Annotated in this window: 7 protein-coding genes; 4 read left to right on the top strand and 3 right to left on the bottom strand. The window is 46.7% G+C overall.

The window, feature by feature from the left end:
• Nucleotides 1-274: 274 nt before the first annotated feature.
• Entirely contained in the window at nt 275-2,032 is a 1,758-nt protein-coding gene (locus JGK11_RS24785) for an alpha/beta hydrolase (RefSeq protein WP_293204727.1), read from the bottom strand.
• Between the two features lie 412 nt (nt 2,033-2,444).
• Here JGK11_RS24785 and JGK11_RS24780 point away from each other — a divergent pair, with 412 nt between their 5' ends.
• From JGK11_RS24780 to JGK11_RS24765, 4 genes are all read left to right on the top strand, one after another.
• On the top strand, nt 2,445-3,431 hold the full coding sequence (locus tag JGK11_RS24780; protein ID WP_293204729.1) for an Npun_R2479 family HD domain-containing metalloprotein: 987 nt from the start codon (nt 2,445-2,447) through the stop codon (nt 3,429-3,431).
• Nucleotides 3,432-3,724: 293 nt separating this feature from the next.
• Complete coding sequence (locus JGK11_RS24775; RefSeq protein WP_293190629.1) at nt 3,725-4,789, top strand: vWA domain-containing protein; 1,065 nt, start codon at nt 3,725-3,727, stop codon at nt 4,787-4,789.
• Nucleotides 4,790-5,139: 350 nt separating this feature from the next.
• Nucleotides 5,140-7,410, top strand: coding sequence for an NAD-dependent DNA ligase LigA (gene ligA / locus JGK11_RS24770; protein ID WP_293213235.1), 2,271 nt, complete (start codon nt 5,140-5,142; stop codon nt 7,408-7,410).
• A 410-nt stretch (nt 7,411-7,820) separates the two neighbouring features.
• The gene (locus JGK11_RS24765; RefSeq protein WP_293183047.1) at nt 7,821-8,249 is read left to right on the top strand and encodes a hypothetical protein; all 429 of its coding nucleotides are present in this window, start codon (nt 7,821-7,823) and stop codon (nt 8,247-8,249) included.
• A 461-nt stretch (nt 8,250-8,710) separates the two neighbouring features.
• On the opposite strand, the gene JGK11_RS24760 is transcribed toward JGK11_RS24765, so the two are convergent.
• Both JGK11_RS24760 and JGK11_RS24755 read right to left on the bottom strand, forming a co-directional pair.
• Nucleotides 8,711-9,823 (bottom strand): CHAT domain-containing protein, encoded by a 1,113-nt coding sequence (locus JGK11_RS24760; protein WP_293213237.1) that lies wholly within the window; start codon nt 9,821-9,823, stop codon nt 8,711-8,713.
• A 482-nt stretch (nt 9,824-10,305) separates the two neighbouring features.
• A complete protein-coding gene (locus tag JGK11_RS24755; protein WP_293213233.1) occupies nt 10,306-17,250 on the bottom strand; it encodes a filamentous hemagglutinin N-terminal domain-containing protein in 6,945 nt (2,314 codons plus the stop codon).
• Nucleotides 17,251-17,356: the final 106 nt, after the last annotated feature.

The following is a 17,356-nucleotide window of genomic DNA, read 5'->3' as shown; positions in this document are numbered from 1 at the left end:
AATGCGGTTGTCGGTGCTGGTGACCCAGTTGCAAAACTGCGACCACAGGTTGGCGCTTTCGCGCTGCTGTAAGGTAGCTGTCATGGTTTTATGATTGCTGTATTTGGTTTTCAATGTTCGTGACGGCTTTGTGTTCCGCCATGTAAATAAATATAAACCTTTTATTTCGGTTTGTAAAGGGGTGTGACAACAGCTTAACTGATGAGAGTCATCAGGAAAGCTGATGAAACGATAAAGAGGCGAAAAGATTGCGTCGCTTCGATCGCACTTAACCCTAACGGGGAACAGGAGCTACCCGAGGTGGAGCAACTGGAGAAGGTGGAGCAACTGGAGCGATCGCAGGTGCAGGTGCAGGGCTGCGAGGAGGTGGAGCACTGCTGAACTGTTGCAGTTGCTGGGGGGTGAGCGATCGCAAAATTCTCAGTCCCAAAGTATTTCGGGAGATGCCCAGGGCGTAGTTTGGCTCTAAATACGGGCGGAACTTTGATTTGTTGTTCAAATAGCTTTCCATGAACGCTAGGCTGAGTCCGTTGAGGTAGCGGCGGGCTAAGGCGGGTTCGGGCCCGATCGCCTGTGCTGGTGGCAAAAAGACGCTTTGAGGGGATTGGTCGATCGTGGAAAAGTGAGTCCCGTTGTTCATCAGCACCAGATATTTGTTCGGCGATGTCAGCCATGTGAAGGGTTGAATTTGTTCGAGCAAAGCGGGGGCGACGGTATCGGCGGTGCCTGCGATTACCATGACTGGGATTTGGATTTTGCTGAGGTTTGTTTCTCCTAAAATGCTGCTGACGATCGGGTTGATGGCGATCGCAGCTTTGACGCGCGGATCGCCGAAATTGTACTGGTTGCGATCGAGGCTGCGGGCGCGGCACTGCAACAGCAGCGAGAGGTTCCAAGTTTCATTTTCCAGCTTGCAGTCTTTGTCTAGCTGTGCAAAGTTAATCTCGGCTCCCGCTAATGTTAAAGCCGTATAGCCTCCGAAAGATTGGCCGATGACGCCGACTCGCTGCAAGTCTAGCTGTCCTCGGTAGACCGGATTGGTTGTCGAAAGTTGGGTTAAATAATCGAGCAGGTCTTTGATGTCTAGGGGGCGGTTGACAAATTCTGCTGGTTCTGCTACTTCGCTGGCTCTACCTGTTACTAGGTCTTGGATTTGTTGGGCGTTGCTGCCGGGGTGTTCGGGGACGGCGACCGCAAAGCCGTAGGAGGCTAGGTGTTTGGCTAAATACTCGTAGGAAATGCGATCGGAACCTAAACCGTGAGAAATTACTACGACTGGAGCCGGTTGCGGACTTTTGAGCGGCAGGTAAATGTCGATATCAAAGGTACGATCGCGATTTGGACTCGTCAGAGTTACCGATGATTTTTTCCAATTATAGGGGCCCTTTTCCTGGATCTGTAGCATTTCGGCGGGCGGTATCCCAGACTCCTCGGCTGCTTGTGTTTCCGACAACTTGGCGACTCCGGCGATCGTCCGATTGGAACGGTTGATCAGCGATGTCAGCTCGTTGGCGATACCCAAGCCGCGCGCAATGTCAATCCTGATGCCGTAAGTGGGGAATTTCCGCAGCACGTTGAGAATTGTCATGCCTTCTGGATCTGAGGCTGCTAAAATTAGGGCCGCTCGGATGGCATAAAATCCGGGCTGCCGAGCTTTGGTTTGAATTACTCGCCCCAAGCGTTCCAGCAGCAATTCTCCTTGAGGCGTGTAGAGGAATTGGGCGATCGTCACGTGGCTGATTTCTGCTTTCGCTTGCAGGCCGTTGCGAATCTCCGCTAGCTGTGATTTTTTGGCGTACTGAGCGAAGCCGTCCAAGTTTGAGTCTATTTTGCCTTCTTTGGCGAAGAGTGTCAGCGATTCGATCGGCACTGATACTTCTAGCGGCCCGTAAGTTATATAGATTCGTTCTGCTCCCAAGGCCGGTGCAGCAGTGCAAACAGCCGTGAATGCAAACAATCCTAGGTATTTTGGGGCGATCGACCGCCGAGCGCGAATTGCCGCAGTAGAGATACTCGGAAACAGACAGTTCATAACTTTAACACCTAGAACTTCTAATAATTAGTCGGTGAAACGATGTAAATTGTTTCACTAATATTTAATACCAAAAAATCGATCTTTTACTGGGGAAATTAGGTTATCGTGGGAAGTATATCCAAAAGAGCAATTTTCTGACCTAACAAGACTAGCTGAACTTTAAAATTCAACGCCGAGGGGTGAGTGGATTTGAGAGTTGAGAGTTGAGATTTGAGATTTACTCGGCAGATGAATCTGGAAGCTGAAACTTGGGTCTAAAATTTGGGTAGCATCTAGGACTTAAGCCGACGCTTGTATCCGTCTTTGGGCGAGGGGTCAAACCTATTCTAATGCCCATTGATTATTGTTTCAGCTATCCCAGATATTTGCGATCGAGTTTGCAACTATAGCCTGAGTGAGAGAATTTATCATGTTCAATGCAACTGCCATCCTGATTGACGCTTTTGTGCAAGAGCTACAGGCCGGCTACCGCCGCACCTACGGCAAGTACAAGCCTGACTACCCTGAAATTATCGCCTGGGCGGGGACTATGGCTCTCGAAAACATCGCTAACTGCGATGCTCTTTACCACAATGTGGAACACACAATGCTCGTGGCCTTGGTGGGACAAGAGATTCTTCGCGGCAAGCATATTCGCGAAGGGGGTGTGTCGCCGGAAGATTGGCTACACTACCTGATCTCGCTGCTGTGCCACGATATCGGCTACGTGAAAGGTGTTTGCCGCCAAGACCAAGAATCTGTGGGACTCTATGCTACTGGTATTGATGGAGGCATGGTTTCTGTGGCGATCGGCGCCACTTCTGCCAGTCTAACTCCTTATCATGTCGATCGAGGAAAACTCGTAATAGACGAACGCTTCGGCGGCCACACATTAATTGATGCCGAACAAATCAAGCGCAATATTGAGTTGACACGCTTCCCAGTTCCTGCTAGTGAAACCCATCAAGACAGAAACAACTATTCTGGGCTCGCCAGGGCCGCCGATTTGATCGGTCAATTGAGTGACCCAAATTACCTCCGCAAAATCAGCGCCCTATTCTACGAATTTGAGGAAGTCGGCACTAATAAAATCTTGGGCTACAAATCCCCGGGAGATTTGCGCCAAAATTACGCCAAGTTTTATTGGAACGGAGTTTTCCCATACATTCCAGCAGCTTTGAACTACTTGGAATTGACCCAGGGTGGCAAACAGATTATTGCCAACCTATACGCTAACGTGTTTCAAGTAGAACACGCTGAACCGCTTGCTTTCACCAAGCCGAACTCTCAAGATTCGCTCAAGTCCTGCGCCAACGGCAACTCGAAGGTTGAAAAAAATAGTGATAATCTTCAACCTTCCATGTCCGGTGGAGATAACAACAAGAAGTTTAGCGATTTTTCCGACCTGAATTTGTGAGAGTGTTTTCGCATAATTCATGATTTATCGACGCGAGTCATCATTAGAAAGTTTTAAGATTTTCTACTTGCTGGCTCCTTTTTGTTTGAGCTACAATAAATACTGTTTACTAGATTCGTAATACAAATTAGGTACGTTGTTGGGCTTTAGCCCTCTTTATAATATTCGGAAAGAGGGCTGAAGCCCAACAACGTACCTCATCTGCTTCCTTGCTCTTGTAGGACAAGATTAAGTAAAATGTATTGAGCTATAATAAGAGTAAGAAATCGTTGTCCCTTAGGGAAATTCAGGTCATGGCAACCAACAACATTGAAGTCGTTTTTAGCTTTGATACAACTGGCAGTATGTACCCTTGCTTGACGCAAGTTCGTCGGAAAATCAAAGAGACGGTAACAAGATTGCTTGATGAAATTCCTGGCATTCGCATTGGCATTATTGCTCACGGAGACTATTGCGATGCTGGCAGCACCTACGTGACTAAACACCTCGATTTGTCGGGCGATGTCGGCAAGATTTGCAATTTTGTGGAAAATGTCGAACCTACTGGCGGCGGCGATGCTCCAGAATGTTATGAATTAGTCTTGCACGAAGCTCAATCACTTTCCTGGACTCCCACTAATTCCAAAACATTCGTACTAATTGGCGACGATATCCCCCACGCACCCGCTCAAACTCCCCAAAAACTTAACTGGCGTCAAGAAGTAGATAAGTTAGCACAGATGGGAATTGCCGTTTACGGCATCCAAGCTCTCAACCGTCCCCATGCTACTTTATTCTACAAAGAACTAGCGGAAAAATCTGGCGGTTTTCACCTCAATCTCGACCAATTTTCCTACATCACAGATTTCTTTTTAGCAGTTTGTTACCAACAATCATCTGACGAACAACTACAAGCTTACGAACAAGAAGTTGTCAGTCAAGGTCGCATGAGTCGCGGCTTAAACAAGATGTTTGATACCATGATGAAGCGGGAAGGGACTGCTGTTTATGAGTCAGTAGAATTGCGCGCTGTCAAACCGGGGAGATTTCAGATTCTCGAAGTAGACAACGAGATTTCTATTAAAGCTTTTGTTCTGGAAAATGGTTTGGCTTTTAAAACCGGGCGCGGGTTTTATGAATTTACCAAAACAGAAACTATCCAAGGTAAGAAAGAAATTGTGCTGATGGAGCGTTTGACAGGGGATTTATTTGAAGGAGAAGCGGCCCGAGAAATGTTGGGTTTGCCAATGGGGGAGACAGTTCGCATCAAGCCGAGCAATCTAGAAAAGTATGCGGTTTTTGTGCAAAGTACCTCGGCTAATCGCAAGCTGATGGGGGGAACTCGTTTCCTTTATGAAGTTGAAGATTGGGATCGTTAATCGATTTTAAATGTCCTAACTACAACCACAGAGTAGGGTGCATCTCACTTTTGAAGAGGGCGAAGCATGACCGCATATAAGTTATTAGTTATAATCCCATATTGACTACGGTCGTGCTTCGCCCCTACAAACATATTTACCAAAAACAGATGCACCCCGCAGAGCAGCGCAGATAATGCTAAAATTTCTATGGTTTGTGTTTGTAGCCTTTCTCAAAAAGATGAGGTATGACTGACAGTTTAATATAACTACTAAACTAGGAGGGCTAAAGCCCAACTACGTACCCGATCTTTTTGAGAACCGCTATATTCTAGTATCTGCGGTTAGACAATATACACTTTTAAATTAATATGCAACCAGAAATTCAGCAGCGAGTTAAACAATTGAGGCAGCAGCTACAGGAAGCTAGCTATGCTTATTATGTTCTTGATGCGCCGATGATGGCTGATGAGGTGTACGATCGCCTTTACCGAGAGTTGCAAGAGTTAGAATCAGATTATCCTGAGTTGATTGCTGCGGAAAGTCCGACTCAGCGCGTGGGAGAAAAGCCGGCTACTCAATTTTTTAGCGTCAAGCACAATATTCCTCTCTACAGTTTGGAAAATGCTTTTAATTTTGAGGAATTGACCAAATGGCAGGAACGCTGGCAGCGAATTGCACCCCCCCTAACCCCCCCTTATCAAGGGGGGGGACAAGATATGATTTTACCTTCCGAGGATGGCATTTCACCGCCCCTAACCCACCCTTATCAAGGGGGAAATGCACCCCCCCTAACCCCCCCTTATCAAGGGGGGGGACAAGATGGAATTGCACATCTACCTAGCAATGACGAAAACAGGGAAATTACTCCCCCCCTTAGCAAGGGGGGGCTGGGGGGGGGTTCCTACCCGGAAATTACTCCCCCCCTTAGCAAGGGGGGGTTGGGGGGGGTTTCCTATGTTTGTGAGTTAAAAATTGATGGTTCTGCTTTAGCGTTAACCTATGAAAATGGGGTTTTAGTTCGGGGTGCAACGCGGGGAGATGGGATTGCGGGAGAGGATATTACTCAAAATGTTAAGACTATTCGCTCGATTCCTCTCAAACTTAATTTAGATAATCCGCCGCCTGTGGTGGAAGTGCGGGGAGAGGCTTTTTTGTCTTTGGCTGTGTTTGAGGATATTAATCGGGAACGGGAAAAAGCGGGGGAACAATTGTTTGCTAATCCTCGCAATGCTGCGGCGGGTACGCTGCGACAGTTGGATTCTAAGATTGTAGATAAGCGACGGTTGGATTTCTTTGCTTATACTCTACATTTAGATGAGGGTAATGAGGAAAAGACGCAAGGGGAATCTTTGGAATTGTTGCGAAGGATGGGGTTTAAGGTGAATCCCAATCGGAAAATTTGCTCTTCGTTGGATGAGGTGCGGGAGTATTACGAATATTGGGATACTGAACGGCGAAATTTACCTTACATGACTGATGGGGTTGTTGTTAAGATTAATTCGGTTTGGCTGCAAAAACAATTGGGTTTTACTCAGAGGTTTCCGCGTTGGGCGATCGCACTTAAGTATCCGGCTGCCGAAGTCCCTACAATTGTAGAAGCAATAACTGTACAAGTCGGGAGAACCGGCGCGCTGACTCCTGTGGCGGAACTCAAACCGGTGCAGTTGGCTGGAACGACGGTTTCGCGGGCTTCTCTCCACAATAGCGATCGACTTTCCGATCTCAATCTACACATCGGCGATACTGTAATTGTCAGAAAAGCTGGAGAGATCATACCAGAAGTTGTGCGAGTTTTAGCAGAACTTCGTCCCGCAAATGCTCAACTTTTTCAAATGCCTAGCTGCTGTCCCGAATGCACGCAGCCTGTGGTTCGCGAAAAGGGGGAGGCCGTGACTCGCTGCATCAACACGTCTTGTCCGGCGATTTTGAGGGGTTCCCTGATTCATTTTTGCAGCCGGGATGCTCTGGATATTAACGGTGTTGGGGAAAAGTTGGTGCAGCAGATGGTGGATAGCAATCTGGTGCAGTCGGCGGCGGATTTGTTTGATTTGACTGCTGACAGGTTGATGGGTTTGGAACGCATGGGTAAAAAGTTAGCAGAAAAGTTGGTAAGTGCGATCGCCCGATCGAAAAATCAACCTTATGCGCGGGTACTTTACGGCCTGGGCATCCGCCACGTCGGCAGTGTCAACGCTCAATTGTTGACTGAAAGGTTTGCCAATGTGGAAGAGTTAGCAGCGGTATCGGCGGCAGGAATTGAGGGAGTTTACGGCATCGGCCCGGAAATTGCACAAGCTGTTTATCAATGGTTTCGAGTTCCGGCAAATCAAAGTTTAATTGCACGGTTGCAAACTGCGGGATTGCAATTGCATTCAGAAATGAAAACTCAGAACTCGGCAGCTCAAAATTTACAATTTGCAGGTAAAACATTTGTACTTACCGGAACTTTGCCGACTCTGAAACGAGATGAAGCTAAGGATTTGATTGTCAAAGCTGGAGGGAAAGTCACAGGTTCTGTAAGCGCTAAAACCGATTATGTGGTTGTAGGTGAAGATGCTGGTTCTAAGTTGGAAAAGGCTCAATCTTTGGGGATTGAGCTACTGTCGGAGGCTGAGTTTATGGAACTTTTGGCAACTTGAAAATTGATAATTGTTCGTAAGGTGTAGCCATCAGCAATGTTTGTAGTCAGGAATGAAGTCCTCTAAATTCATGAGGACTGAAGTCCTCACTACGAACCTGTTTTGTGTTTGATATTCGGACTTCATTCCTCTGATTTTGATAAGGACTGAAGTCCTCACTACGAACCTGTTTTGCGGCAGGCGCAAAATAGCCGATCGCAAATTACGCAATACCTCAAAAGGCATAGAAATTGCGTTAGCGAAGCTTGCAAAAGAGGATCGCACTTCGTCAATATACATACTTCTCTCGCCTGGGCGCCCGAATCGGTTGTCGGCACAGGCTAGTTTTGCTAAAATTTGATATAGTTGGGATTTGCGATCGCGCGTAACTGCCAACCGAACAAAGTTCCAGCAATCAGAGGAGATACGTGATGTCGGAAACCCCAGAACAAACACAAACAAATTTGTCGGCTCCAGAAACAAGTTCCGAAAGCTCTATTTCTTGGACTGAAAACGTAAAAAGTAGCGTGGGAAACATCCTGAGCAGTTGGAAGGTGAAAGCAGGATTGGGAGTGGCTGTACTATTGGGAGTCTTAGTGTTGTCGTTTTTCTGGCAGCACATGATTGCAGTTGTAGGTATGAACAGTTGGGCGGCTCGATCGGGCGCTAGGGCGATCGAATGTATGGTAAGAGATACTAATAACGACGAGTATGTCAGTTGCAGCGCCCTCCTCGACCAGCAAATTGTCCCTCTCGAATGCAGTTCTAGTTTGTTAAACATCGGTTGTCGCGTCAATTATGGAACTGCGGCACCTAATTTGAAACAGCTTGGGCCCAGAGCTGCTGCTGGTTTTAGATAATTTTTGACTAGCTTTGCCATCCTAAAAATATGATGCCGATGCCAAGCATAAATGAGGGAGGATCTCATTTTTTCAAAAAGCATTTTTTATTGTAGTGCGAGCGTCCCCGCTCGCGAGTCTTGCATCGCTCGCGAGCGGGGACGCTCGCACTATTAAATGCAAAACTGAGATACTTCCAATAAATGGTGCGTCAGAATGAGATGAGGGTGATAATTAAAAATTACCTTTCCTGACGCACCCTACCCTTGAATTGTTCTTTCTTCCTTCTTCCTTTGCTAGTTTGAGAGAATTTTTGATTAGCTTTGCCGAAAATATGATGCCGATGCCAAGCATAAATGGTGCGTCAGAATTAGATTAGGGGTGATGATTGAAAATTACCTTTCCTGACGCACCCTACCCTTGAATTCTTCCTTCTGTCAACTGTCAACTGTCAACTGTCAACTGTCAACTGCCAACTTTTCTTACCAAGGATTTCCGATGAGGGTGAAACTGCTCCAGTAGTAAGGATGAGAAAAATCTTGGGTTTGTTGTTGTATGTTATTCGGTAAATTTAAGTTGCCCGCTGTTGTCAATAATTGCCGATTTTCAATCCGAACTTGACGAGCAATCATCGCCTGTTGAGTAAGTTGCAGAGTTTCTGCCTTAGTTTTGCCTCCTCGAAGCTGGTGGTAAAATTCGCTCATTAGTCCCAAAGTGCCTCCGTCATCAACATACCACAAACTCCCTAAGGCAGATTTGGCGCCGGATTTGACCGCTAAACCTCCAAAACCTAACTCTGCTTCCCGATCGCCCAAAGCAGTTCTACAAGCACTCAACACTAACAAGTCTACCTGCGGATTGCGCCAATTTAAACTCTCCATGTCATTGAGCTGCAATTTGTAATTCCAGAGTTGAATGTAAGAATTGCTCGGTTGTCCCGAGGTGAAGTTAGCATGGGTTGCTAGGTGAACAATCCGAAATCCTTTGTTGGCGTGTTGCGAGTTGAGATTGTCTATAGTGAAACTCGAATTGAGGAAAGATTGCCCGCGCCACTGGGCAGAAATCGCTTCTAATTCGATCGGCACACTGGGCAAAGGCTTGTTATCGACAAATTCTGACCGTCCCATTGCTAGCACTGTGGCGTCTCTAACTGTCTTATATTCGCGATTAGTCAAGCTAAAACTCGGAATTAGGCTGAAACTGTATTTTTGAATCAAGAAGCCTTTACCGTCGTGCAAAGCGGCAAAGGGCACACTCCGCAATCCGGGATCGACTGACAGCAACAAGGTGTCAATTCCTAAGTTTTGCAAGTCTTTTTCTAGAGGTGCGATCGCCCATTGATACAGTTGCTGGGCGGAGGGAAGATAACTGCTAGTACCGATTTTTGCGGGATTGGTGATTTGTTCGCGGAACTCCTTAACGATGGGATCCAGAGCTTTTCTATTGGCTTCGGGGACGCTGTAGTGAATCGGCCGCCCTACGGGAGGCACTAAAATTAATTCCAGTCGATCGACTCGCGAGATTATATAGATAATACCAGACCGCTTGTGAGTTTCCTGTTCGATATTTCTTAATGTTTGTTGGAATTGCGCCATCATCACTTTTTGGTTGGGAAGGTTGGCTTTGACGCCTAGGTATTCTCCAAACTCTTGATTCCTGATTTGTTCGATTCCCCAGACTGTTTTTTCTATGTCGTTACCTTCAAAAAGTCGATCGGGAGGCGGAACATATCCCAGCACTAAATTAGGAGTAGGGTTGACTGCTGGCGGTGTTTCGCGGCGGGGCACTACTGGCGATTGGCTGGGGGGTAACTTACTGGTGATACTTGAATCCAGTGTTAAAATTTGACCCGCAGCAGGGCCGGGAGTGTCTAACGGTGGAATTCGACGGCGACTTGGAACGTCTTCTGGATCGGAGGTTGAGGCGATAGGTGCGGGCGTGGCGGATGCTGCTGGTGTGGCGATAGGCGCGATCGGAGTTGGAATTGCTATGGGAGTCGGAATTGCTATGGGAGTCGGAATTGCTATGGGAGTTGGAATTGCTATGGGAGTCGGAATTGCTATGGGAGTTGGAATTGCTATGGGAGTTGGAATTGCGATCGGAGTCGGAATTGCGATCGGAGTCGGAACCACAATCGGAGTCGGAATTGCGATCGGAGTCGGAACCACAATCGGAGTCGGAATTGCGATCGGAGTCGGAACCACAATCGGAGTCGGAACCACAATCGGAGTGGGAGTTGGACTCGGAGTTTGAATTGCGATCGGAGTGGGAGTTGGACTCGGTGAATTGCGATCGGAGTGGGAGTTGGACTCGGAGTTTGAATTGCGATCGGAGTGGGAGTTGGACTCGGAGTTTGAATTGCGATCGGAGTGGGAGTTGGATTTGGAGTTGGAGTTGCGATCGGAGTGGGAGTTGGATTTGGAGTTGGAGTTGCGATCGGAGTGGGAGTTGGATTTGGAGTTGGAATCGGAGTTGGAGTTGGAGTTGGATCGATCCCATCATCAGTAGGAAATACAATACTAGGCACACCACTAGCTGTACGAGGAAACGACTGCGATGTAATGCTAGATGGCCCAGTTGTAATTGCAGCCGCCGTACCATTTATAGTTGCATTTCCCACGACAAACGGTTGAATCACTCCCCCTCCATCTCCTCCAGTGTGGGCAATTGAAATATTTCCTCCATCGGTGCCACCAGCAGTGGAAATACTAGCAAATCCTGTCGGCGAAAAAGTTGTTGGGAAAGAGCCTGTAGCTCGGAAAAAATTTCCCGCGACGGCTGTAACATTGCCGCCCTTGCCGTTAGTACCGCCTTGGGCATTGATGAAACCGACTTGAATATCGCCGATCGGATCTAAGAGCACATTGCCACCATTTCCGGCTGTACCGCTGGAGTTAATTTGTCCTGCTGTAATTGAAATTTTCGCATCAACAGTGATATTCCCGCCCGTACTTCCCGATGTATTCAAATTACCTGCTGTGAAAACGTTACCGCTTTTGAAGAAAATTTCTCCACCATTAGTAGTAACGTTTTTAACGCTGATATCGCCAGTGGCAGTAATATTAACGTTGATATTCTCGCTCGTACTTCCCGATGTATTCAAATTACCTGCTGTGAAAACGTTACCGCTTTTGAAGAAAATTTCTCCACCATTAGTAGTAATATTTTTAACCGTGATATCGCCGTTGGAAGTAATATTAACTTTGCCTGCGGTTACATCTCCCAATAAGTTGAATGTTTTCGTGTTTTGTGCTGTCACTTGTGCTGCATTAATTGTCGAATTGGCTGTGACATCGCCAGCATTTTTAATCAGAATATTTCCTAATTTGCTGCTGGCGCCCACCGATCCATTGAAAGTGATGCTGCCACTACCAGAGTCCAGAGTTAGGTTCCGGGCCGCATCTATACTGTCGATCGCACTTCCAAACGCAATATTCCCCCCAGCCGTGCTCAATACAGCATCATTCGTCAGCCCGATCGCACCATCAATATTGATATTGCCGTTATTCGTGGTAACATTGCCACCCAACTTAGTATTTAAGGCAGTCACATTCAAACCTGTCAGTGGCGTTGTTTTTCCGATATCTCCTTGCAGCAGCACATTACCTTTAGTAGCATTGATGTTCAAGCGCCGAGATCCATCGATCGCACCTGCGACACTAACATTACCTGTGTCACTACTGAGAATGGCATCACTGCCGAGTTGGACTTTGCCGTTAAGAGTAAGACTGCTGTTGTCTTTGCCGGTAATATTGGCGTTAAGTGCGATCGTACCAGTTCCCGTTTGAATCGTGACTGGATCGGAAAAAGTGCGATCGCTAGGAATAGTAATATTACCGGTGCCATCCGATCGCCCGATCGCGATCGAGCTAAATCCCTTTTGAATCAACTTAATTTCCGATGGAGTCAAATCTAAAGCGGGAGTAGTGTTATCAGTTCCTCCAACCACAATATTTTGTCCTGCTGTTGCCGGTTGCAGTGTGAGCGCACCAGTACCAGAAACTGGCCCAGCAAAATTAATTTCACCTGCTTTTAAAGTCAGCGGGTTACTTCCTGCCGACAAACTCGAATCGAAAGCAATAGTTGCATTTCCTAGTGTAAAAGTTACAGCAGCATTTAATGTCACTGCATCTCCGTAAGTTTGATTGCCGGTTGTCGTGACATTTCCCTTTACCTGAGTTTTCCCGCCTGCATCTGTAGTCAAACTCGCTGCATTGACTGTTTGATTAAATGCGGTTGTTCCTGTAGAGTTAGTTGTTAAATTGCCGAGATCCTTTGGACTTCCAACTGCACCGTTGAATGTAATATTACCACTACCCGCATTGACTTTCAAATCCCCGCTACCGTCAACTGTATTGTTGAAAGTAACGTCGCTACCTGCTTTGAGAATCGGATTGTTGGCGATTGTAACTGCATCTGTGTAGGTTTGAGAGCCGGTTGTCGTGACATCTCCCTTCAGTTGAGTTGTGCCGCCACCACCAGCAGTCAAACTTGCGGCATTGACTGTTTTATTAAATGCAGTTGTTCCTTGAGATAGAGTTGTTAAATTGCCGATCGCACTTTTATCCCCAACTGCATCCTTAAATGTAACATCACCAGTAGTCCCATCCACAGTCAAATCGCTGATGTTATTAGACTTAACAGTATTATTGAAAGTAATGCCTGTGCCTGAGAGAGTGAGATTCTTGGCAGTCGTGACAGCATCTCCATAGGTTTGAGGGCCGGTGGTAGTGACATCGCCATTGAGTGTAGTTGTGCCACCACCATCTGTAATCAAACTTGCGGCATTGACTGTTTTATTAAATGCAGTTATTCCTTGAGAGTTAACTTTAAGATTGCCGATCGTACTTAGATTCCCAACTGCACTACTGAACGTAACATCACCAGTACCCCCATCCACAGTAAAATCGCTGCCACTGTTACTGAGGTTAACAATATTCTTGAAAGTAATGCCATTACCTGCTGTGAGAGTTGGATTTATTTTGGTGATTGTAACTGTATTTTGATAGGTTTGACTGCCGGTGGTTGTCACATTACCATTGAGTATAGTTGTACCGCCAGTATCTGTAGTCAAACTTGCAGCATTGACTGTTTCATTGAATAGAATTGTTCCTTGAGAGTTAACTTTAAGATTGCCGATCGCACTTTTATCCCCAACTGCACCGGTGAATATAATATTTCCCGTACCTGCCGTTAAACTTAGGTCTTTGGTTCCTGTCAGTGCGCCCTTGACGGTGTTGTTGAACAGAATATTTGCACCTGCACCTGTGTTGACAGAAGCATTATCTTGGACGAGTACAGGACTTTGGAAAGTGATATCTTGCTTGATGGTGCTAACGCCTGCGTTGAGTGTTGTCTTGCCGTCAAAAACGATCGAGGCATTATCTTTTCCGGTGAGTGGTTGATTGATAACGATCGCACCGCCGGGAGATTTAACAGTCACCGGATCTTGGAAACTGTGAGGTCTGTCAAAGGTAATTGTACCAGTGCCGTCTGTTCTGCCGATCGCGATCGACTTAAATCCATCTTGCAGGGCATCTTGAAACTGCTGTCCCACATAAATAGTATTCGGATCGACAGGATTAGCTAATCCATTTATGAACTGAATATTACCGCTTGCATCAAACGGTTGCAGAGAAAAAGTACCCGTACCTTGAACAGAATTAGCAGCCCCACCAAAGTTAGCTTCTTTCCCAATTAACGAAATATTTCCCGTGCCGGAATTTATTTGAGCCACATTAACATTCTTAGAAGCTTTCAGAGTGATATCTCCCCCCGAAGCACTCGTGTTAACTGATCCTGATGTTGTAATATTGCCCTTATTGCTCGTAAGCGCGATCGCCCCTCCGGGATTCTTAGTAGTAATATTGGCCGTGGCAATATCGCCAGTTGTTTTGATACTTATAGCGCCAGTGCTGGTAATATTGGCTTCTGGATTTACCCCAAGTGCAGCCAAGGGATTAGTGTCACCGACAGGCCCGTTAAAATTGACAGTACCAGTTCCAGCAGTAATATTTAATTTATTGTTGCCGTCAACAGTGCCGCCAAAGGTAATATTCCCACCGCTGAGGTTTTTAGTGTTGAGAGTGACATCATTACCGAGGGAAACTTTGCCGACAAACGAGATACTCTTGTCTTGAGTAGTAATTGGGCCATTGACTGCGATCGCGCCTCCGCTTGGAGATTGCAAAGTTGTCGAGTAAGGGAAAGTAACACCAGCGGGGTTAATGGCGATCGTCCCCTTCCCGTCAGCCCGTCCGATTACCATTTCATTAAACCCCTTGAACCGTGCAAGTTCAGCATTCCTGAGCTGCAAAACATTAGGATCATCGAGATCGGTGCCGCCAACAGTAATACCTAAACTCGGCGTCAGAGGTTGCAACCGAATTGTACCAGCACCCTTGACTTCAGATGGGGCTAACAGTTGAATTCGATCGCCTGTCAAAGTAACATTTCCGCCGGTGCCTTTGGATTCCACCAACCCTAAAATTGCAATGCCGATGTTGTCCTTCCCGCTTCCCTTACCTGTTCCAGTAAACGTGATATCCCCACTTTTGGTCGATCCAACTTGAGCCGGAACATCAATATTTATCCCTTGATTATTATTCCCCTTCCCATCACCGCCAACACCGTTTAGAGTCACTTTCCCGGTGCCTGTGGATTCCACCAACCCTTGAATCAGAATGCCGGTGTTGTTATCCCCGCTTCCCTTGCCTGTTCCAGTAAACGTGATATCCCCAGTGTTCGTCGATCGAACTTGAGCAGGAAAAGAAATCAATATCCCTTCATTATTGTTATTCCCATTCCCATCACTGGCAACACCGTTTAGAGTCACTTTCCCAATGCCTGTGGATTCCACCAACCCTAAAATCGCAATGCCCGTGTTGTTATCCCCGCTCCCCGAACCTGTTCCAGTCAGGGTAATATCTCCATCCTTCGATAGAACCTTCGATCGAACTGGTAAGCCATTGTTAGCAATAAATATCCCTCCAGTGCTACCTATCCCATTACCACCCGTACCCGTCAGGTTGACTTTTCCCGTCCCCGTTGATTCCACCAAGTCGTTATTCACTAACCGGATGCCGTATTTAGCAGATCCGCTGCCAATACCAGTGAAAGTAATATCACCATCGACTGAAGTTATCGTAGAGCTACGCAAAACTATCCCGTCACTATTGAGACTACTACCGCTAGTCCCATTGAGGGTAATTTTTCCTGTTCCAGTTGTTGTTAACGTGCCAGTAAATATCTCAAGACCAGTGTTGTTTGCTGTGTTTCCTGCACTACCATTGAGGTCAATGTTTCCACCATTAGCATTGATTTTTCCACCAACATTAATTCCTGGTGTAGTGGCAACATTCGCGCGACCAATACCTGTAAAATTCCCACCATTTGTATTGATCGTCACATTGCCAATGGTGAGACTACCACCATTGAGATTGTCGGCATCAGCATTCAGAGTAACGTTACCTGCTTTAGTTGTAATATTAGCCTTGACATCAATGTTGTTATTAGCTAAAGCCGTCAATCCAACTCCCGGAGTAGCTATATTGACCGGAGCATTAAAAGTAATATCATTGGTAGCTTGCAAAATCACATTAGTCGCAGCACTATTAATTAGAGCAGCATCAATCGTATTTCCCCCAATGTCAGGATCGGCAAATTGATCTACCTGAGTTAGTGCAGTAAAAGTTCCCGCGCCATTTTGAATCGTAATATTTGTGGGATCGAGCAACAATAATCCAGGATTACCGTTAGCAGCCAGAGTATTAACATTGCCTCGGAAGTCTAAAAATTGTTTTCCCGACACCTCCACAAACCCGCCATTCCCCGACAACAAGCCACCTCGGGCAGTAATATTGCCATTAAACCGAGTAGTTTCATCAGCCCAAACGATCGCTCGCCCGCCATTCCCGTTGCTAATCGCATCCACATTAATCGTCGAATCTGCACTCACAAATGTCCGCAAAGCATTCGGTACAGTCCCCAAACCCTGAAAATCTCCCCCAATCAGTACATTCCCACCGCCGTTAATACCCGAAGCATCGATGTTAGCCGCGATCGCACCTACACGATCGCCCAATATGCTAACATTACCCCCAGTATTGCCCGAGACGTTGATACTGCCACTGGCGATCGCAGTTCCAGGCACAACAGGCACAGCCACATTCCCCGCCAGCACCACATCCCCATTGGCATTTACCGTCAAATTCGTTGCTTGTTCCTGGCTTTTTCCAGTCAGCAACTGCGGCAAAGATAGCACTGGCTGCGCGAAATTATTCGGCAAGGAACTTTGGCTAGCTGTCGGCTGAATTTCCAGACTCAGCAAATTTCCGGTTTGAGCGATCCGTACCAAATTTTGACCGGGTACGGCCATCACGGTAATATTGCCAGACGGCGCAGTTAACTGACCGGTATTGACTACCGTACCACCGATTAAACTTAAACTTTGACCGGGCGCCACCGTCAAATTCCCTGCATTTACAATGCTTCCTGCTTGCGGACTGGTAAATGCGAAACTGTTCGGATTCCCGATTAAGCTTGCCCAGTTGTTATTGCCGATCGCACTAAACCACTGATTGTTCCCAAAACCGATACCTGTGGCCGCCGTGGCGTTAAAAGAACCAGGTACGTTGAGCAGGGCATTCTGCCCAAAAATTATCCCCGACGGATTCATCAAAAACAGGTTAGAATTGCCACCTGTCACTTGAATTAAGCCGTTGATTAGAGAAGGATTTCCCCCGTTAATTCTTCCTAAAATATTTTGAATGTTGGGATTGGTTAAAAAGTTTGCCGTTTGACCGGAACTGAGACCAAACTGAGTAAAACTGTGAAACAGGTTAGCTTTATCTCCGCCCAATGACCCCCCGGAAATGTCGTAGCGATCGCCATTGGGTGTCACGACGGTGTTCGTGCCGTCTGCTGCGGGGGTAATGGGTTGCGCGGAAGCGGAACCAGCCGCTGCATTGAGCCAGCCAACTATGAATAACCATCCGAGCAAATGTAGTTTGTTGGCTGCCATTGTGTTTAAAGATTTGTGCTAAAAGTGCGATGTATTTATCTATCCTTAGTCTTACTCCTCAAAGTTCCTCATTTGAAATACTCACCGTGCTGAAGCAACGGTGATT

It is taken from the genome of Microcoleus sp. PH2017_34_RAT_O_A (assembly GCF_020737885.1).
GTDB lineage: Bacteria > Cyanobacteriota > Cyanobacteriia > Cyanobacteriales > Microcoleaceae > Microcoleus.
The sequence above is the reverse complement of the archived record's forward strand: the minus strand, read 5'-3'. Positions and strand labels throughout refer to the sequence as shown.